Source organism: Streptococcus sp. 27098_8_109, from assembly GCF_041432295.1.
In the GTDB taxonomy this organism is placed as follows: domain Bacteria; phylum Bacillota; class Bacilli; order Lactobacillales; family Streptococcaceae; genus Streptococcus.
Window position 1 is genome coordinate 35,079 of the sequence record NZ_JAPVZJ010000001.1, and the last position, 20,339, is coordinate 55,417.

The 20,339-nt window shown below is 39.5% G+C and carries 18 protein-coding genes; 16 read left to right on the forward strand and 2 right to left on the reverse strand.

Annotated elements, in window-relative coordinates:
* Window positions 1–15 precede the first annotated feature (15 nt).
* A complete protein-coding gene (gene recG, locus O3664_RS00215) occupies window positions 16–2,031 on the forward strand; it encodes an ATP-dependent DNA helicase RecG (RefSeq protein WP_371613443.1) in 2,016 nt (671 codons plus the stop codon).
* Window positions 2,032–2,695: 664 nt separating this feature from the next.
* On the opposite strand, the gene O3664_RS00220 is transcribed toward recG, so the two are convergent.
* Window positions 2,696–3,610 (reverse strand): Rpn family recombination-promoting nuclease/putative transposase, encoded by a 915-nt coding sequence (locus tag O3664_RS00220; protein ID WP_371613444.1) that lies wholly within the window; start codon window positions 3,608–3,610, stop codon window positions 2,696–2,698.
* A 363-nt stretch (window positions 3,611–3,973) separates the two neighbouring features.
* Here O3664_RS00220 and O3664_RS00225 point away from each other — a divergent pair, with 363 nt between their 5' ends.
* The 12 genes from O3664_RS00225 (at window position 3,974) to O3664_RS00280 (ending at window position 15,320) form a co-directional block, all read left to right on the forward strand.
* Complete coding sequence (locus tag O3664_RS00225; RefSeq protein WP_371613445.1) at window positions 3,974–4,954, forward strand: acetylxylan esterase; 981 nt, start codon at window positions 3,974–3,976, stop codon at window positions 4,952–4,954.
* A 200-nt stretch (window positions 4,955–5,154) separates the two neighbouring features.
* On the forward strand, window positions 5,155–5,853 hold the full coding sequence (locus O3664_RS00230; RefSeq protein ID WP_001135679.1) for an N-acetylmannosamine-6-phosphate 2-epimerase: 699 nt from the start codon (window positions 5,155–5,157) through the stop codon (window positions 5,851–5,853).
* A 24-nt stretch (window positions 5,854–5,877) separates the two neighbouring features.
* Window positions 5,878–6,330, forward strand: coding sequence for a YhcH/YjgK/YiaL family protein (locus tag O3664_RS00235; RefSeq protein ID WP_000587482.1), 453 nt, complete (start codon window positions 5,878–5,880; stop codon window positions 6,328–6,330).
* Window positions 6,331–6,348: 18 nt separating this feature from the next.
* A complete protein-coding gene (locus tag O3664_RS00240) occupies window positions 6,349–7,686 on the forward strand; it encodes an ABC transporter substrate-binding protein (RefSeq protein ID WP_000738780.1) in 1,338 nt (445 codons plus the stop codon).
* A 78-nt stretch (window positions 7,687–7,764) separates the two neighbouring features.
* Window positions 7,765–8,649 carry a carbohydrate ABC transporter permease gene (locus O3664_RS00245; RefSeq protein ID WP_000237987.1) on the forward strand — a complete coding sequence of 295 codons (885 nt, stop codon included), beginning with the start codon at window positions 7,765–7,767 and terminating at the stop codon, window positions 8,647–8,649.
* Entirely contained in the window at window positions 8,649–9,482 is an 834-nt protein-coding gene (locus O3664_RS00250; protein WP_000730468.1) for a carbohydrate ABC transporter permease, read from the forward strand. The genes O3664_RS00245 and O3664_RS00250 overlap by 1 nt, the downstream gene beginning before the upstream one ends.
* A gap of 16 nt (window positions 9,483–9,498) precedes the next feature.
* Window positions 9,499–11,592 (forward strand): neuraminidase NanB, encoded by a 2,094-nt coding sequence (gene nanB, locus O3664_RS00255; RefSeq protein ID WP_084950141.1) that lies wholly within the window; start codon window positions 9,499–9,501, stop codon window positions 11,590–11,592.
* 12 nt (window positions 11,593–11,604) lie between these two features.
* Window positions 11,605–12,708, forward strand: coding sequence for a Gfo/Idh/MocA family protein (locus O3664_RS00260; RefSeq protein ID WP_000241736.1), 1,104 nt, complete (start codon window positions 11,605–11,607; stop codon window positions 12,706–12,708).
* Between the two features lie 68 nt (window positions 12,709–12,776).
* On the forward strand, window positions 12,777–13,694 hold the full coding sequence (locus O3664_RS00265; RefSeq protein ID WP_371613446.1) for a dihydrodipicolinate synthase family protein: 918 nt from the start codon (window positions 12,777–12,779) through the stop codon (window positions 13,692–13,694).
* 17 nt (window positions 13,695–13,711) lie between these two features.
* A complete protein-coding gene (locus tag O3664_RS00270) occupies window positions 13,712–14,596 on the forward strand; it encodes an ROK family protein (protein ID WP_371613447.1) in 885 nt (294 codons plus the stop codon).
* A 96-nt stretch (window positions 14,597–14,692) separates the two neighbouring features.
* On the forward strand, window positions 14,693–14,980 hold the full coding sequence (locus O3664_RS00275) for a hypothetical protein (protein ID WP_371613448.1): 288 nt from the start codon (window positions 14,693–14,695) through the stop codon (window positions 14,978–14,980).
* Window positions 14,970–15,320 carry a type II toxin-antitoxin system RelE/ParE family toxin gene (locus O3664_RS00280; protein ID WP_371613449.1) on the forward strand — a complete coding sequence of 117 codons (351 nt, stop codon included), beginning with the start codon at window positions 14,970–14,972 and terminating at the stop codon, window positions 15,318–15,320. The genes O3664_RS00275 and O3664_RS00280 overlap by 11 nt, the downstream gene beginning before the upstream one ends.
* 61 nt (window positions 15,321–15,381) lie before the next feature.
* Here O3664_RS00280 and O3664_RS00285 read toward each other — a convergent pair whose 3' ends face one another.
* The gene (locus O3664_RS00285) at window positions 15,382–16,233 is read right to left on the reverse strand and encodes a MurR/RpiR family transcriptional regulator (RefSeq protein WP_371613450.1); all 852 of its coding nucleotides are present in this window, start codon (window positions 16,231–16,233) and stop codon (window positions 15,382–15,384) included.
* A gap of 190 nt (window positions 16,234–16,423) precedes the next feature.
* Between O3664_RS00285 and pbp2b the strand changes: the two genes are divergently transcribed.
* The 3 genes from pbp2b (at window position 16,424) to O3664_RS00300 (ending at window position 20,305) form a co-directional block, all read left to right on the forward strand.
* The gene (gene pbp2b / locus O3664_RS00290; RefSeq protein ID WP_084819610.1) at window positions 16,424–18,481 is read left to right on the forward strand and encodes a penicillin-binding protein PBP2B; all 2,058 of its coding nucleotides are present in this window, start codon (window positions 16,424–16,426) and stop codon (window positions 18,479–18,481) included.
* Between the two features lie 10 nt (window positions 18,482–18,491).
* Entirely contained in the window at window positions 18,492–19,088 is a 597-nt protein-coding gene (recR, locus tag O3664_RS00295) for a recombination mediator RecR (RefSeq protein ID WP_000966754.1), read from the forward strand.
* A 173-nt stretch (window positions 19,089–19,261) separates the two neighbouring features.
* Window positions 19,262–20,305 (forward strand): D-alanine--D-alanine ligase, encoded by a 1,044-nt coding sequence (locus O3664_RS00300; RefSeq protein ID WP_371613451.1) that lies wholly within the window; start codon window positions 19,262–19,264, stop codon window positions 20,303–20,305.
* The last annotated feature ends 34 nt before the right edge of the window (window positions 20,306–20,339 follow it).

The following is a 20,339-nucleotide window of genomic DNA, read 5'->3' on the forward strand; positions in this document are numbered from 1 at the left end:
AGAAAGGAGTGGAGCATGAATCTACATCAACCCTTGCATGTCTTACCTGGTGTGGGACCAAAGTCAGCAGAAAAATACGCCAAACTAGGAATTGAAAATTTGCAAGACCTCTTGCTCTACTTTCCTTTCCGTTATGAAGACTTCAAGACCAAGCAGGTATTGGAACTGGAAGATGGGGAGAAGGCAGTTCTTTCTGGTCAAGTCGTGACTCCTGCCAGTGTCCAGTATTATGGTTTCAAGCGCAATCGCCTGCGCTTTAGCCTCAAGCAGGGAGAAGTCGTTTTTGTGGTGAATTTCTTTAACCAGCCCTATCTAGCTGATAAGATAGAGTTGGGAGCAACCCTTGCTGTCTTTGGAAAATGGGACCGCGCCAAGGCTAGTCTGACTGGGATGAAGGTCCTAGCTCAGGTGGAAGATGACCTCCAACCTGTTTATCGCTTGGCTCAGGGAATCAGTCAAGCCAGTCTGGTCAAGGTCATCAAGACGGCTTTTGATCAGGGACTGGACCTCTTGATAGAAGAAAATCTTCCCCAGTCTTTGCTGGACAAATACAAACTCATGTCCCGTTGTCAGGCCGTTCGTGCCATTCATTTTCCTAAGGATTTGGGAGAATACAAGCAGGCCCTTCGCCGTATCAAGTTTGAGGAACTCTTTTACTTTCAAATGCAATTGCAGACGCTCAAATCTGAAAATAGAGTTCAGGGAAGCGGTCTGGTCCTGAACTGGTCTCAGGAAAAAGTGACAGCAGTCAAGGAAAGCCTTCCTTTTGCCCTGACTCAAGCTCAAGAAAAGAGTTTGCAGGAAATTTTGATCGACATGAAGTCGGACCACCACATGAATCGTCTTTTGCAAGGGGATGTGGGGAGCGGAAAAACGGTAGTCGCTGGCTTGGCCATGTTTGCAGCAGTGACAGCTGGTTATCAGGCTGCCCTAATGGTACCAACAGAAATCCTCGCAGAGCAACATTTTGAGAGTTTACAGAACCTCTTTCCAGACTTGAACCTGGCTCTTTTGACAGGTTCCTTGAAAGCTGCAGAAAAGAGAGAAGTCTTGGAGACAATTGCCAAGGGTGAGGCTGATTTGATTATCGGAACTCATGCTCTGATACAGGATGGGGTGGATTATGCTCGTCTGGGCTTGATTATCATCGATGAGCAGCACCGTTTTGGTGTGGGGCAAAGGCGTGTTCTGAGAGAAAAAGGCGACAACCCAGATGTCCTCATGATGACAGCGACTCCGATTCCACGGACGCTGGCTATCACAGCCTTTGGCGATATGGATGTTTCCATTATTGACCAGATGCCAGCAGGACGGAAACCTATTGTGACTCGCTGGATCAAACATGAGCAATTACCTCAGGTCTTGACTTGGTTAGAGGGGGAAATCCAAAAAGGTTCTCAAGCCTATGTCATCTCTCCCTTGATTGAAGAATCAGAAGCTCTGGATCTGAAAAATGCCATTGCCTTATCAGAAGAGTTGACGACTCATTTTGCAGGTAAGGCAGAGGTGGCTCTTTTACATGGTAAGATGAAGAGTGACGAAAAAGACCAGATTATGCAGGAGTTCAAAGAGAGAAAAACGGATATTCTGGTTTCGACGACGGTTATCGAGGTCGGGGTCAATGTTCCCAATGCGACTGTCATGATTATCATGGATGCCGATCGCTTCGGGCTCAGTCAGCTTCACCAGCTCAGAGGTCGTGTTGGTCGGGGAGATAAGCAGTCCTATGCAGTTCTCGTTGCCAATCCCAAGACGGATTCTGGGAAAGACCGCATGCGCATCATGACAGAAACTACCAATGGATTTGTCCTTGCGGAGGAAGATTTGAAAATGCGTGGTTCAGGTGAGATTTTTGGAACCAGACAGTCAGGACTTCCAGAATTCCAAGTGGCTGATATTATTGAAGATTTTCCAATTTTAGAAGAAGCCAGAAAAGTTGCTAGTTACATTAGTTCTATCGAAGGTTGGCAAGAGGATCCGGAATGGCGCATTATTGCCCTTCATATGGAAAAGAAAGAACATTTAGATTAATACTCTTCGAAAATCAAATTCAAACCACGTCAGCTTCGCCTTGCCGTACTCAAGTACTGCCTACGGCTAGCTTCCTAGTTTGCTCTTTGATTTTCATTGAGTATAAGCTTTCTATAAGGAAATCTTAAGCTAGCTTTCAGGTTTGGCCCTTATACTAGAGTCATCAAAAAGAAACGAGGACTCTCACATGACAGTAACGATTAAAGTAAATTACCAAACCACTTTCCAGAAGAAAGAAGCAAAAAACTAAGATTGAATAGAAGAAGAAAGAGCGAAATGCTCTTTTTTTGTTTCTAAAAGCACAATTTATTGAATCTAAAATAGCACACTGCGGATTCTAAAAAAATTCTAGAAATTATAGTAGATTGAATCCGAAATAGTCCACCGAGTTTTCTAAAACATTTTTAGAAATTAGTTTGAATTCCGCAATTAATTTGTTCAGTTTTTATTTCATTTAACTATAATTTGACTTTCCTAATTTCTTTGTTCTTATCTTATTTCAATACACCATATCTTACTATTTCAGAACCCACATCTAGCATAACTAAAAAACAGATTCTTCCATCTATTACGGAAAAATCTGTCATTGATTTAATGATTTACAAAAACTCCAACCACGGCTTGCGAACCCTGTCCTTACTGGTTTCTCTATATTTTTTAGTTCTTATTTATGATGCTCTTTCAATATTTCTTCAAACTCAGAGACAGTCATACCCAACTGTTGACTGGCAACTTCAGAAGGCAAAAGACCTTGACGGACTAGATTTAGTAGCATAGACAAACTTCCTTCAACTTTTCCACGCTCCAGTCCCTGTTCAATCCCTTCTGCCCTAGCAGTTTCCAAGGCATAATCATGAGCCAATAATGCCTGTTCTTCACGCATACGTAGTTGACTAAACATTTTCCTGTCCTCCTCGGACCAGCTCTTGTAGTCTAGCAGTTGGTCTGCCTGGCTGATGGCTCGCTCGGGTTGTTGGGTAAAGGGTTTATTCCCAAAAAACTCCAACCACGGTTTGCGAACGCTATCCTTGCTGGTTTCTCTGTATTTTTTTAGTTCTAAGAACGCCATCTTGACTAGATGGTTTTCCTGACTGTTGTTTGTAATTGTCAAAACCTCACCTGTCGTATCCTCTCGCATACTAAAACTGTGAAAGGCTAAATCATCCTGAAAGTAGTTGCTGTCCACAATTGCAATGGCGTAGACAGGAGCGATATGCTTGTAACTCTGGTGTGTATCACCTTCACGTTGACGAATTTTTTCAAGATTTTGATTGACCTGACTGCACAGATAAGCCCATAAACGATTAATGAAAAAATTCTGATGATGCACCTGAATCTCAATGATCACTTGGGTGCCATTGTCCAACTCTGCCAAGACGTCTATACTAGTGTAAAAATCCTGCGCTGAGTAAGGCAGGGAAGGCAAGACGTGAATATTGCTTCCCTCTAAAATAGTTACATTTTTAGCTGGTAAGTCCAGCATATCGCGAATAAATTGACAAGTGACTTCTGGATTGCTAAAGATTTTCTTAGCAACCAAGTCATTGGTTGGGCTGATGCCCGGATGACGTACAGTCATATTTCTTCTCCTTTCATTATAGCACATTTTTACCTCTAGGTTGACTAGATTTAATGCTTCTATCTATTTATTCGTAAAAAAGCGTAACTTCTCAAAGTAACTTCCCTCTCTCTCCCAAAATTGGAAGTCAGTTTTAGAAGTGACCCAATGAAAATCAAAGAGCAAACTAAGGAACTAGCCGCAGGTTGCTCAAAACACTGTTTTGAGGTTGCAGATAGAACTGACGAAGTCAGTAACATATATATATGGCAAGGCGAAGCTGACGTGGTTTGAAGAGATTTTCGAAGAGTATTACCTTTCTTTCTTGCATTGATTACTTAGATATGCTACAGTGGTGGTAGCGATTACAAAAAGGAGCATGCTATGAAAAATCCAGCTTTATTAGAAGAAATTAAGACCTATCTAGGAAGGGACGAAGTTCCAGAAGACTTTGATGCTTTTTGGGATGAGGAAGTGAAAAAAGTTTCCAATCTTCCAGCTTATCAGTTGGAGGAAAGGAATTTCCACATTCCTCAAGTCAAGTGCTATGAGTTAACGTTTGAAGGAACCAATGAAGCCAAGGTATATGCACGAGTTGTTCTTCCAAAGAGTGAGGATAAAGTTCCAATAATCTTCCATTTCCATGGTTATATGGGACGTGGCTGGGACTGGGCCGACATGCTGGCCTTCACCGTTGCTGGTTATGGTGTTGTTTCCATGGATGTGCGGGGGCAGTCGGGTTACTCACAAGATGGTTTGCGTTCTCCTCTAGGAAATACAGTTAAAGGGCATATCATCCGTGGTGCTGTAGAAGGTCGGGAGCACCTCTTTTATAAGGATGTTTATCTGGACATTTACCAGTTGATCGAAATTGTTGCTAGTCTGTCTGAGGTAGATGAGAAGCGTCTTTCTAGCTATGGTGCCTCACAAGGAGGGGCTCTAGCCTTGGTTGCGGCGGCGCTCAATCTTCGAATTGAGAAAACTGTTGCCATCTATCCTTTCTTGTCAGACTTCAGACGAGTGCTTGAGATTGGGAATACTAGCGAGGCTTACGACGAACTTTTCCGTTATTTCAAGTTTCACGACCCCTTCCATGAAACTGAGGAGGAGATCATGGCGACCCTTGCTTATATCGATGTGAAAAATCTTGCCCATCGTATCAAGGGTGAGGTTAAGATGATTACGGGCTTGGACGATGATGTTTGCTACCCTATTACCCAGTTTGCGATTTACAACCGCCTGACCTGCGATAAGGCCTATCGCATCATGCCTGAGTATGCCCACGAAGCAATGAATGTACTTGTCAATGATCAAGTTTACAACTGGCTATGTGGTAGTGAGATTTCTTTTAAGTATATAAAGTGATGAATGAGAGAGCCCAGTAGCTCTCTTTTTATAGTTCAGTAAAAATGATTTAATATAGATGGTTCTCTGAAACTACTTTCAGAAACTGCTGTTCTATAAAATACTTTTGAAACTGAAATCTATTCTACCACAAAGTATTGAAAGCGCTTTAAAAATAATATATAATGAACCCATAAGAACAAAGAAAAGGAGGAAAGAGGATGCCACAGATTACTAAAGAAGCCTTGATTGCACAAATCAAAGATGGAATCATCGTTTCTTGTCAGGCCCTTCCTCACGAACCGCTCTATACAGAAGCGGGAGGAGTCATTCCCTTGCTGGTCAAAGCGGCTGAGCAAGGTGGTGCAGTCGGTATCCGAGCAAACAGTGTTCGTGATATCAAGGAAATCAAGGAGGTTACCAACCTTCCAATTATTGGGATAATTAAACGAGATTATCCACCGCAAGAACCCTTCATCACAGCTACTATGAAAGAAGTTGATGAATTGGCAGAACTGGACATCGAGGTGATTGCTCTGGATTGTACCAAGCGTGAACGCTACGATGGTTTGGAAATTCAAGAATTCATTCGTCAGGTTAAGGAGAAATATCCTAACCAGCTCTTGATGGCTGATACAAGTACTTTCGAGGAAGGATTGGCAGCTGTTGAAGCAGGAATTGACTTTGTCGGAACAACCTTATCAGGATACACATCTTATAGTCCAAAAGTGGATGGTCCTGATTTTGAATTAATCAAAAAACTCTGTGATGCTGGTGTAGATGTTATTGCAGAAGGGAAAATCCATACACCTGAACAAGCCAAACAAATCCTGGGATATGGAGTGCGAGGTATCGTTGTTGGTGGCGCTATTACTAGACCAAAAGAGATTACAGAACGCTTCGTTGCTGGTCTTAAATAAAAAATAAAGAAAGGGGGATTGAGTATGATTATTACTAAAATCAGTCGTTTAGGAACTTATGTGAAAGTAAATCCACATTTTGCAACATTAATAGATTTTCTAGAAAAAACAGGACTAGAAAATTTAACAGAAGGTCCGATTGATATCGATGGTGATCGATTATTTGGTAATTGCTTTACTTATCTAGCAGACGGTCAAGCAGGAGCCTTCTTTGAAACTCACCAAAAATATTTGGATATTCATTTAGTTTTGGAAAACGAAGAAGCCATGGCTGTTACGTCGCCAGAAAATGTAAGCGTTACCCAAAAATATGATGAAGAAAAAGATATTGAATTATACACAGGAGAAGTGGAACAGTTAGTTCATTTGAGAGCTGGTGAATGCCTTATCACTTTTCCAGAAGATTTACATCAACCCAAGGTTCGTATAAATGATGAACCTGTTAAAAAAGTTGTCTTTAAAGTTGCGATTTCTTAATGTAGAAAGGGAAGAACAATGAAAAAAATGAGAAAGTTTTTATGTCTAGCTGGAGTTGCGCTAGCAGCCGTTGCCTTGGTAGCTTGTTCAGGAAAGAAAGAAACTACAGCTGACACTGAACCACCGACAGAATTATCTGGTGAGATTACAATGTGGCACTCCTTTACTCAAGGACCACGTTTGGAAAGTATTCAAAAATCAGCAGATGCTTTTATGCAAAAGCATCCAAAAACCAAAATCAAGATTGAAACATTTTCTTGGAATGACTTCTATACTAAATGGACTACAGGTTTAGCAAATGGAAATGTGCCAGATATCAGTACGGCTCTTCCTAACCAAGTAATGGAAATGGTCAACTCAGATGCTTTGGTTCCGCTAAACGATTCTATCAAGCGTATTGGACAGGATAAATTTAACGAAACTGCCTTAAATGAAGCAAAAATCGGAGATGATTACTACTCTGTTCCTCTTTATTCACATGCACAAGTCATGTGGGTTAGAACAGATTTGTTAAAAGAGCATAATATTGAGGTTCCTAAAACTTGGGATCAACTCTATGAAGCTTCTAAAAAATTGAAAGAAGCTGGAGTTTATGGCTTGTCTGTTCCGTTTGGAACAAATGACTTAATGGCAACACGTTTCTTGAACTTCTACGTACGTAGTGGTGGTGGAAGTCTCTTGACAAAAGATCTTAAAGCAGATTTGACAAGTCAACTTGCTCAAGATGGTATTAAATACTGGGTTAAAATGTATAAAGAAATCTCACCTCAAGATTCTTTGAACTTTAATGTCCTTCAACAAGCTACCTTGTTCTATCAAGGAAAAACAGCATTTGACTTTAACTCTGGCTTCCATATTGGAGGAATTAATGCCAACAGTCCTCAATTGATTGATTCGATTGATGCTTATCCTATTCCAAAAATCAAAGAATCTGATAAGGAACAAGGAATTGAAACCTCAAACATTCCAATGGTTGTTTGGAAAAATTCAAAACACCCAGAAGTTGCTAAAGCATTCTTAGAATCACTTTATAATGAAGAAGACTACGTTAAATTCCTTGATTCAACTCCAGTAGGTATGTTGCCAACTATTAAGGGGATTAGCGATTCTGCAGCCTATAAAGAAAATGAAACTCGTAAGAAATTTAAACATGCTGAAGAAGTGATTACTGAAGCTGTTAAAAAAGGTACTGCTATTGGTTATGAAAATGGACCAAGTGTACAAGCTGGTATGTTGACTAACCAACACATTATTGAACAAATGTTCCAAGATATCATTTCAAATGGAACAGATCCTATGAAAGCAGCAAAAGAAGCAGAAAAACAATTAAACGATTTATTTGAGGCTGCTCAGTAGATGTAAAAGACTAGAAAATAGGTGGGCTAGTGAGCTGAAAAGCCCTAGCCCAATCTTGTAAAAGAAGGGAGAAGGAGAATGGTTAAAGAACGTAATTTAACTCGCTGGATATTTGTTTTGCCAGCTATGATTATCGTAGGATTACTCTTTGTTTATCCGTTTTTCTCGAGTATTTTTTATAGCTTTACCAATAAGCATTTGATTATGCCTAATTATAAATTTGTTGGTTTAGCTAACTATAAAGCTGTGCTATCAGATCCCAACTTCTTTAATGCGTTCTTTAATTCAATTAAGTGGACCGTTTTCTCATTAGTTGGTCAAGTTCTAGTAGGGTTTGTATTGGCTTTAGCTCTTCACAGAGTACGCCACTTCAAGAAATTATATAGGACCTTATTGATTGTTCCTTGGGCATTTCCTACCATCGTTATTGCCTTTTCTTGGCAGTGGATTCTAAACGGGGTTTATGGCTACTTACCTAATCTAATCGTAAAATTAGGTTTAATGGATCATACACCTGCATTTTTGACAGATAGTACATGGGCATTCCTATGTTTGGTGTTTATCAACATTTGGTTTGGAGCGCCGATGATTATGGTTAATGTACTTTCAGCTTTGCAAACAGTACCAGAAGAACAATTTGAGGCTGCTAAGATAGATGGTGCTTCAAGTTGGCAGGTGTTCAAGTTTATCGTCTTTCCACATATTAAAGTGGTTGTAGGACTTCTAGTTGTTTTGAGAACTGTATGGATCTTTAATAACTTTGATATCATCTACCTTATTACTGGTGGTGGACCGGCTAATGCTACAACGACGCTTCCAATTTTTGCTTACAACCTAGGTTGGGGAACTAAATTGTTGGGTCGTGCTTCAGCAGTTACAGTATTGCTCTTTATCTTCTTGATGGCGATTTGCTTTATCTACTTTGCTATCATCAGTAAGTGGGAAAAGGAGGGTAGAAAATAATGAAGAAGAAATCCAGTATTTATTTAGATATTCTCTCACATGTACTCTTGATTGGTGCGACCATTGTTGCAATTTTCCCATTGGTATGGATTATCATATCTTCTGTCAAGGGTAAAGGGGAATTAACTCAGTATCCAACACGATTTTGGCCTGAACAATTTACATTAGATTATTTCACTCATGTTATCAACGATTTGCACTTTATTGATAACATTCGAAACAGTTTAATCATTGCCTTAGCTACAACCGTTATTGCGATTATTATTTCTGCTATGGCAGCCTATGGTATTGTTAGATTCTTCCCTAAATTGGGAGCAATCATGTCGAGATTACTTGTCATTACCTACATTTTCCCACCAATTTTGTTAGCAATTCCCTATTCAATTGCCATTGCTAAAGTTGGATTAACAAATAGTTTATTTGGCTTGATGATGGTTTATCTATCTTTTAGTGTTCCATATGCAGTTTGGCTCTTAGTTGGATTTTTCCAAACAGTTCCAATTGGAATTGAAGAAGCAGCTAGAATTGATGGTGCAAATAAATTTGTTACATTTTATAAAGTTGTGCTACCGATTGTAGCACCAGGTATTGTAGCAACAGCTATTTATACATTTATCAATGCTTGGAATGAATTCTTGTATGCTTTAATTTTGATTAACAATACAGGAAAGATGACAGTAGCAGTAGCTCTTCGATCTCTTAACGGTTCAGAAATTTTAGACTGGGGAGATATGATGGCAGCATCTGTTATTGTGGTTCTTCCATCAATTATTTTCTTCTCTATTATCCAAAATAAGATTGCAAGTGGATTATCAGAAGGATCTGTGAAGTAAACGAAAGAAGGAAAAAATGAATAAGAGAGGTCTTTATTCAAAACTAGGAATTTCTGTTGTAGGAATTAGTCTTTTAATGGGAGTACCCACTTTGATTCATGCGAATGAATTAAACTATGGTCAACTGTCTATATCTCCTATTTTTCAAGGAGGTTCATATCAACTGAACAATAAGAGTATAGATATCAGCCCTTTGTTATTAGATAAATTATCTGGAGAGAGTCAGACAGTAGTAATGAAATTTAAAGCAGATAAACCAAACTCGCTTCAAGCTTTGTTTGGTCTATCTAATAGTAAAGCAGGCTTTAAAAATAATTACTTTTCAATTTTCATGAGAGATTCTGGTGAGATAGGTGTAGAAATAAGAGACGCCCAAAAGGGAATAAATTATTTATTTTCTAGACCAGCTTCATTATGGGGAAAGCATAAAGGACAGGCAGTTGAAAATACACTCGTATTTGTATCTGATTCTAAAGATAAGACATACACAATGTATGTTAATGGTATAGAAGTGTTCTCTGAAACAGTTGATACATTTTTGCCGATTTCAAATATAAATGGTATAGATAAGGCAACACTAGGAGCTGTTAATCGTGAAGGCAAGGATCATTATCTTGCAAGAGGAAGTATTGATGAAATCAGTCTATTTAATAAAGCAATTAGTGATCAGGAAGTTTCAACTATTCCCTTGTCAAATCCATTTCAGTTAATTTTCCAATCAGGAGATTCTACTCAAGCAAACTATTTTAGAATACCGACATTATATACATTAAGTAGTGGAAGAGTTCTATCAAGTATTGATGCACGTTATGGTGGGACTCATGATTCTAAAAGTAAGATTAATATCGCGACTTCTTATAGTGATGATAATGGGAAAACGTGGAGTGAGCCAACTTTTGCTATGAAGTTTAATGACTATGAGGAGCAGTTAGTTTACTGGCCACGAGATAATAAATTAAAGAATAGTCAAATTAGTGGAAGTGCTTCATTTATAGATTCATCCATTGTTGAAGATAAAAAATCTGGGAAAACGATATTATTAGCTGATGTTATGCCTGCTGGTATCGGAAATAATAATGCAAATAAAGCTGATTCAGGTTTTAAAGAAATAAACGGTCATTATTATTTAAAACTAAAGAAGGATGGAGATAATGATTTCCGTTATACAGTCAGAGAAAATGGTGTCGTTTATGATGAAACAACTAATAAACCTACAAATTATACTATAAATGATAAGTATGAAGTTTTAGAGGGAGGAAAGTCTTTAACAGTTGAACAATATTCGGTTGATTTTGATAGTGGCTCTTTAAGAGAAAGGCATAATGGAAAACAGGTTCCTATGAATGTTTTCTACAAAGATTCGTTATTTAAAGTGACTCCTACTAATTATATAGCAATGACAACTAGTCAGAATAGAGGAGAGAGTTGGGAACAATTTAAGTTATTGCCTCCGTTCTTAGGAGAAAAACATAATGGAACTTACTTATGTCCCGGACAAGGTTTAGCATTAAAATCAAGTAATAGATTAATTTTTGCAACATATACTAGTGGCGAACTAACTTATCTCATTTCTGATGATAGTGGTCAAACATGGAAGAAATCCTCAGCTTCAATTCCGTTTAAGAATGCGACAGCAGAAGCGCAAATGGTTGAAATGAGAGATGGTGTGATTAGAACATTCTTTAGAACTACTACAGGTAAGATTGCCTATATGACTAGTAGAGATTCTGGAGAAACATGGTCAGAAGTTTCGTATATCGATGGAATTCAACAAACTTCATATGGTACACAAGTATCTGCAATTAGATACTCTCAATTAGTTGATGGAAAAGAAGCAGTCATTTTGAGTACACCAAATTCTAGAAATGGCCGTAAGGGAGGTCAATTAGTTGTCGGTTTAGTCAATAAAGAAGATGATAGTATCGATTGGAAATACCACTATGACATTGATTTGCCTTCGTATGGTTATGCTTATTCTGCGATTACAGAATTGCCAAATCATCACATAGGTGTATTGTTTGAAAAATATGATTCATGGTCAAGAAATGAATTGCATTTAAGCAATGTAGTTCAGTATATAGATTTGGAAATTAATGATTTAACAAAATAAAGGAGAAAAAATATGGTTAAATACGGTGTTGTTGGAACAGGATATTTTGGAGCTGAGTTGGCTCGTTATATGCAAAAGAATGATGGAGCAGAGATTACTCTTCTCTATGATCCAGATAATGCAGAGGCTATTGCAGAAGAATTGGGAGCAAAAGTAGCAAGTTCCCTAGATGAGTTGGTTTCTAGCGATGAAGTAGATTGTGTTATCGTCGCAACTCCAAATAATCTTCATAAGGAACCGGTTATTAAGGCTGCACAACATGGCAAAAATGTTTTCTGTGAAAAACCAATTGCGCTTTCTTATCAAGATTGTCGCGAGATGGTAGATGCATGTAAAGAAAATAATGTAACCTTTATGGCAGGACATATTATGAACTTCTTTAATGGTGTCCATCATGCAAAAGAACTCATTAATCAAGGAGTCATCGGAGACGTTCTATATTGTCACACAGCTCGTAATGGTTGGGAAGAACAACAACCGTCAGTATCATGGAAAAAAATTCGTGAAAAATCAGGTGGTCACTTGTATCACCACATCCATGAGTTGGATTGTGTTCAATTCCTTATGGGTGGCATGCCTGAAACTGTAACCATGACAGGTGGAAATGTAGCCCATGAAGGTGAAAATTTCGGTGATGAAGATGATATGATTTTTGTCAATATGGAATTTTCTAATAAGCGTTTTGCCTTGTTAGAATGGGGGTCAGCTTATCGTTGGGGTGAACATTATGTCTTAATTCAAGGAACAAAAGGCGCTATCCGCTTAGATTTATTCAACTGTAAAGGAACTCTTAAGCTAGATGGACAAGAAAGCTATTTCTTGATTCACGAATCTCAAGAAGAAGATGATGATCGTACTCGTATCTATCATAGTACAGAGATGGACGGAGCAATTGCTTATGGTAAACCAGGTAAACGTACTCCATTATGGCTATCATCTGTCATTGATAAAGAAATGCGCTATCTGCATGAGATTATGCAAGGAGCTCCAGTATCAGAAGAATTTGCAAAACTATTGACAGGTGAAGCTGCTCTAGAAGCAATTGCTACTGCAGATGCTTGTACCCAGTCTATGTTTGAAGATCGCAAAGTAAAATTGTCAGAAATTGTAAAATAAACATAATGTAAAGGGGATGAAAAATTTATTTTCTCCCCTCGTTTCGGAAATAAGTTAGGAGAAAATCTATGTCAGATTTAAAAAAATATGAAGGTGTCATTCCAGCCTTCTACGCATGTTATGATGATCAAGGAGAAGTAAGTCCAGAGCGTACGCGTGCCTTGGTGGAATACTTCATTGATAAAGGTGTTCAAGGTCTTTATGTTAATGGTTCTTCTGGTGAATGTATCTACCAAAGCGTTGAAGACCGCAAGTTAATCTTGGAAGAAGTCATGGCAGTTGCCAAGGGCAAATTGACAATCATTGCTCACGTTGCTTGCAACAATACCAAAGACAGTATGGAACTTGCTCGCCATGCTGAAAGCTTGGGTGTAGATGCCATTGCAACGATTCCGCCGATTTATTTCCGCTTGCCAGAATACTCAGTTGCTAAGTACTGGAACGATATCAGTTCTGCAGCTCCAAATACAGACTACGTGATTTACAACATTCCTCAATTAGCAGGTGTTGCTTTGACTCCAAGCCTTTACACAGAAATGTTGAAAAACCCACGTGTTATCGGTGTTAAGAACTCTTCTATGCCAGTTCAAGATATCCAAACCTTTGTTAGCCTTGGTGGGGAAGACCATATCGTCTTCAACGGTCCAGATGAACAGTTCTTAGGTGGTCGTCTCATGGGAGCAAAAGCTGGTATCGGTGGTACTTATGGTGCTATGCCAGAACTCTTCTTGAAACTCAACCAATTGATTGCGGATAAGGACCTAGAAACAGCGCGTGAATTGCAGTATGCTATCAACGCTATCATTGCTAAACTCACTTCTGCACATGGAAATATGTACGGTGTAATTAAGGAAGTCTTGAAGATCAATGAAGGCTTGAATATTGGTTCTGTTCGTTCACCATTGACGCCAGTGACTGAAGAAGATCGTCCAGTTGTAGAAGCAGCTGCAGCCTTGATTCGCGAAACCAAGGAGCGCTTCCTCTAATCCATAAGGAGGTATTTATGACACACTACGTTGCAATTGATATCGGTGGAACCAACATCAAATATGGTTTGATCGACCAAGAAGGCCAACTTGTTGAATCGCATGAAATGCCAACAGAGGCGCATAAAGGTGGACCTCATATCTTACAAAAGACCAAAGATATCGTAGCCAGATATTTAGAACAAGGCCCAGTAGCAGGTGTTGCTATTTCTTCTGCAGGAATGGTGGATCCAGATAAGGGTGAGATTTTCTATGCTGGACCTCAGATTCCAAATTATGCAGGAACCAAGTTCAAGAAGGAAATCGAGACTAGCTTTGCGATTCCTTGTGAGATTGAAAATGATGTCAACTGTGCTGGTCTGGCTGAGGCAGTATCTGGTTCAGGCAAGGGAGCGAGTGTGACACTTTGCTTGACCATTGGAACCGGTATCGGTGGTTGCTTGATTATGGATGGGAAAGTCTTCCATGGTTTTAGCAATTCAGCCTGCGAAGTTGGTTATATGCATATGCAGGATGGAGATTTCCAAGACTTGGCTTCTACGACAGCTTTAGTGAAATATGTAGCTGAAGCACATGGAGAAGATGTTGATCAGTGGAATGGCCGACGTATCTTTAAGGAAGCTACAGAAGGAAACAAGATTTGCATGGCTGGTATTGACCGTATGGTAGACTATCTAGGAAAAGGTCTGGCAAATATTTGCTATGTGGCCAATCCAGAAGTGGTTATTCTAGGTGGCGGTATTATGGGGCAAGAGGCTATCCTCAAACCAAAAATTCGCACAGCCTTAAAAGATGCCTTGGTGCCAAGCTTAGCAGAAAAAACACGGTTAGAATTTGCCCATCACCAAAATACAGCAGGAATGTTGGGTGCTTATTATCACTTTAAAATAAAACAATCCTAGTTTGGCCCAGCCAAACTAGGATTTTCTAATCAAATTCCCTTGACTTTCTTTATAATTGTGAGATAATAAATAAAATATATAAAGGAGTTATATAAAATGGCTATAGCGGATTCAAATAAAATTGTGACCTTCCAAGCTAATAGAGAGTTGGTAAATGATGTCATGGAAGTGTTAAAAGAACAAAATCTCTCTCTTTCATCGGCACTCAGATTATTTTTAAAGAATGTTGCCGTAACAAATGAAGTAGATTTACTGAGTGAAGAGGAATTAGAGAGGGAGTATTTGTTTAGACAATTACAAGCAGAAGTTCAAGAAAGTTATGCCAAAATTGAGGCTGGAAATTACTTGACAGATGAGGATGTCGTGACACGCTATGGATTATAAAAAATATAGGATTTTGTATTCTCATAGAGTGATTGATAGTTTGGATAAAATATATCAGTATATAGCAGAGGAAATCGGTTCTGTAGAGGCTGCGAGACGAAAAGTGGAGAGTATCAGAAAAGATATTAATCGTCTAGAAATTTTCCCCCAAGCTGGATTTGATGCCGATGAAAAATTTGGTAAGAAATTAGATCCTCGCTACCAAACGCGAGGATTGACCTTGAGTAAGGATTACATCGTATTATATACAATTGTTGAGGATACCGTCAGACTTGCTTATTTACTCCCTTCAAAAAGTGATTACATGAAATTATTCAAGACTAAGTCAAGATATGACTAATTCATAATTTTGAAGAGGTATGTTTGGTGATGAATAAAAATCCTAGTTTGGCTCAGCCAAACTAGGATTTTCTTACACGTTTTTGTCTACGATAGCCATTGAGTTTTTTATTTTCCCAATAGCTATTAAAGATTTTCTCCTTGCTTTCACGATTGATTTCCAAAAAGTAGGCATAAATCAAATCGATAAAGAAGAGCATAGGAAGTTGAGCGGATATACGTTGGATGTAAGAAGACTGGCTGTGGGTGGCTACAATAACAGTTTCTGTATAGGCCTGACTATCTTTATTGGGAACACTTGTAAAAAGTACAGTCTGTGCCCCCATTTCCTTAGCGTCTAATAGACTATCTAAAATAGAAGGGGTTGTGCCAGAAAGAGAGAAACCGAGTACGAGACAATTCTCATCCATAATGCTGGTCGTCCAAGCAAAACCGTCTTGGTCGGTCAAGGCCTCGCAGACCACACCCAGACGCATGAAGCGTAATTTCATTTCACGAGCTACGAGGCCAGAACTCCCTGTTCCAAAGAAGTAGACGCGCTCAGCATCTTCGATTAACTGGGCAATTCGTTCTAGTTGGACTTCGTCAATCAAGTCTTGTGTTTGTTCCCGCATACTGCTATAACTTCTAAGGACTCGTTTTGTCAGTGGACTGTGTTTGTGAGAATGGGTGTCTTGTTTCTCTGCTTGGTGTTGGTATTGGAAAATAAATTCTCGATAGCCTGTAAAACCACACTTTTTAGCAAAGCGGGTCAAAGCAGCCTGAGAAATATGTAATTTTTGAGTAACCTGCTGAGAAGATAAATCATCTGCAATGGTTTCAGATTGTAAAAAATAGCGAGCGATTCCTTGCTCTAAATCTGTCATTTCTTCGAAGTGGGAATCAATGATGGTTGCTATATCTGGTTTGTCCATAGAAAGGCTCCTTTAAATGAGTCGTATTGGAAAAAGACTGGGTCATTGAACTTTTACATTTATTATATCATATAATATAGGGATAGATAAATAAAAGCGTATTTTCCCGTAAAAAGGAAAAAAGCTTTTTCCTTTTCCATAATTTTCTTCTCGAATTGTGGTACAATGAAGAGTAAGATTTTAAATAGAAATGAGACTGATTTGTATGAGAAAATTTGACAGCCATTCGATTCCGATTCGGCTTAATTTATTGTTTTCGATAGTCATTTTACTCTTTATGGCCATTATAGGTCGCCTGCTTTATATGCAGGTTTTGAACAAGGATTTTTATGAGACAAAATTAGCATCTGCTAGTAAAACAAAGGTGACCACTAGTTCGGCTCGGGGCGAAATTTATGATGCCAGCGGCAAGCCTTTGGTTGAAAATACTGTGAAACAAGTTGTTTCCTTTACTCGAAACAACAAAATGACGGCTGCAGATTTAAAAGAAACAGCCAAGAAGTTGCTGGCTTATGTGGGAGTTACTTCTCCAACATTGACTGATCGACAGTTGGCGGACTATTATCTAGCAGATCAAGATGTCTATAAGAAAGCAGTGGAAAGTTTACCACGTGAGAAGCGACTTGATTCTGATGGCAATCAATTATCTGAATCCGAGCTTTACAATAATACTGTTGAAAGTATCGATCCAAGTCAATTGACCTACTCGGATGACGAAAAGAAAGAAATTTATCTTTTTAGCCAACTCAATGCAGTTGGAAATTTTGCGACAGGGACCATTGCGACAGATTCCTTGACAGATACACAGATTGCCTTGATTGCTTCAGCTTCTAAGAATTTACCTGGGATCAGTATTTCAACTTCGTGGGATCGAAAGGTCCTAGAGACTTCTCTTTCGTCTATAGTAGGAAGTGTATCCAGTGAAAAAGCCGGTCTTCCAGCTGAAGAAGCAGATGCTTATATCAAAAAGGGTTATTCTCTAAACGACCGTGTTGGAACCTCTTATCTAGAAAAACAATATGAAGAAACCTTGCAAGGGAAACGCTCGGTGAAAGAAATCCATCTAGACAAGTATGGCAATATGGAAAGTGTCGAAAATATCGAAGATGGTACCAAAGGGAATAATATTAAACTGACTATTGATTTGGCCTTTCAAGATAGCGTGGACAATCTGCTTAAGAGTTACTTCAATTCCGAACTGGGAAATGGAGGAGCCAAGTATTCAGAAGGTGTGTATGCAGTTGCCCTCAACCCAAAAACAGGTGCGGTTTTGTCTATGTCAGGACTCAAACATGACTTGAAAACGGGAGATTTAACACCTGATTCCTTGGGAACAGTAACCAATGTCTTTGTCCCAGGTTCTGTTGTCAAGGCGGCGACCATCAGCTCTGGTTGGGAGAATGGAGTCTTATCAGGGAATCAGACCTTGACAGACCAACCGATTGTCTTCCAAGGTTCAGCTCCGATTAATTCTTGGTACACTCAGGCTTACGGTTCATTCCCGATTACAGCTGTGGAAGCCTTGGAGTATTCTTCTAATACCTACATGGTTCAAACGGCTTTGGGCATTATGGGTCAGACCTATCAACCCAATATGTTTGTTTTAACTAACAATTTAGAATCCGCTATGGGGAAACTTCGTTCGACATTTGCGGAATATGGTCTTGGAGCCTCAACAGGCATTGACCTTCCAGATGAGTCAACTGGTTTTATACCAAAAGAGTATAATTTTGCTAATTACATTACCAATGCATTTGGTCAGTTTGATAACTATACCCCTATGCAATTGGCCCAGTACGTTGGAACCATTGCCAACAACGGTGTTCGGATTGCACCTCACATTGTCGAGGGGATTTATGGAAACAACGAACAAGGTGGCTTAGGGAACTTAATCCAATCTGTTGAAACCAAGGAAATGAATAAAATTAATATTTCTGAGTCTGATGTTTCCATCCTCCAACAAGGCTTTTATCAAGTGTCACATGGTGGTAGTGCTTTGACAACCGGTCGTGCCTTTTCAAATGGCGCAGCGGTATCCATTAGTGGAAAAACAGGTACTGCCGAAAGTTATGTTGAGGGTGGTCAAAAAGCTAACAATACTAATGCTGTGGCCTATGCACCATCAGATAATCCTCAAATCGCTGTAGCTGTTGTCTTCCCTCATAACACCAACCTTACAAATGGTGTCGGACCTTCCATTGCGCGCGATATTATCAACCTCTATAACCAACATCATCCAATGAATTAGAAAGGAACATATGCTTTATCCAACACCTATTGCTAAGCTAATTGACAGTTATTCTAAGTTACCGGGTATCGGGATTAAGACGGCTACCCGTCTGGCCTTCTATACTATTGGAATGTCTGATGACGATGTCAATGAATTTGCTAAAAATCTCCTTTCTGCTAAGAGAGAGCTGACCTACTGTTCCATCTGCGGTCGCCTGACTGATGACGATCCTTGCTCTATCTGTACCGATCCGACTCGTGACCAGACGACGATTTTAGTTCTCGAAGATAGTCGTGATGTGGCAGCCATGGAGAACATCCAAGAATACCATGGACTCTATCATGTCTTACATGGTCTTATTTCTCCCATGAATGGCATCAGTCCAGATGATATCAATCTCAAGAGTCTCATGACTCGTCTGATGGATAGTGAAGTTTCAGAAGTAATCGTAGCAACCAATGCCACAGCAGATGGCGAAGCAACTTCCATGTATCTTTCACGTTTGCTCAAACCAGCTGGGATCAAGGTTACGCGCCTGGCACGAGGTCTTGCTGTGGGGGCAGATATCGAGTATGCGGACGAAGTGACACTCTTACGAGCCATTGAAAATCGAACAGAGCTGTAAGTCTGGACAAATTAACAAACTCAATTCATTTATATAAAAAATCAAGGAGACCGATATTTTTTATCGTTCTCTTTTTAGATTTATTGAAGACCAGTATCAGGTTCAAGTTTCAAAAAAGAAGCAAATATGATATACTAAAGAACGAGTATTCTATTAGAATTAGGACAAGTAATATGAAACAAACGATTATTCTTTTATACGGTGGGCGTAGTGCAGAGCGTGAAGTCTCTGTTCTTTCAGCTGAGAGTGTGATGCGTGCGGTCAACTACGACCGTTTCACAGTCAAGACTTTCTTCATCAGCCAGTCAGGTGACTTTATTAAAACGCAAGAATTTAGCCAGACTCCAGGTCAAGAGGATCGTCTTATGACCAATGAAACTATTGATTGGGATAAGCAAGTTGCACCAAGTGCCATCTACGAAGATGGTGCAGTGGTCTTCCCAGTCCTTCATGGTCCGATGGGAGAAGATGGTTCTGTTCAAGGCTTCCTCGAAGTTTTGAAAATGCCTTATGTCGGCTGTAATATCTTGTCATCAAGCCTTGCCATGGATAAAATCACCACTAAGCGTGTCTTAGAATCTGTCGGGATTGCCCAAGTTCCTTATGTGGCTATCGTTGAAGGCGATGATATGACTGCTAAAATTGCTGAAGTTGAAGAAAAATTGACTTATCCAGTTTTCACAAAACCATCCAACATGGGTTCTAGTGTCGGTATTTCTAAGTCTGAAAATCAAGAGGAACTTCGTCAAGCCTTGAAACTTGCCTTCCAATATGACAGTCGTATCTTGGTTGAACAAGGGGTAAATGCCCGTGAAATCGAGGTTGGTCTACTGGGTAACTACAATGTCAAAAGCACGCTTCCAGGAGAAGTTGTTAAGGATGTTGCCTTCTACGACTACGATGCCAAGTATATTGACAACAAGATTACTATGGATATCCCAGCCAAAATTAGTGATGATGTGGTAGCTGTCATGCGTCAAAATGCAGAAACTGCCTTCCGTGCCATTGGTGGGCTCGGTCTATCTCGTTGCGATTTCTTCTATACAGATAAGGGAGAGGTTTTCCTCAACGAGCTTAATACCATGCCAGGTTTCACCCAGTGGTCTATGTATCCATTACTTTGGGACAATATGGGAATCGGCTACCCAGAACTAATCGAGCGTTTGGTTGACCTTGCCAAGGAAAGTTTTGACAAGCGCGAAGCGCATTTGCTATAAAATGAAAGAGAGGGTAGAAGCCAGAACTATCACT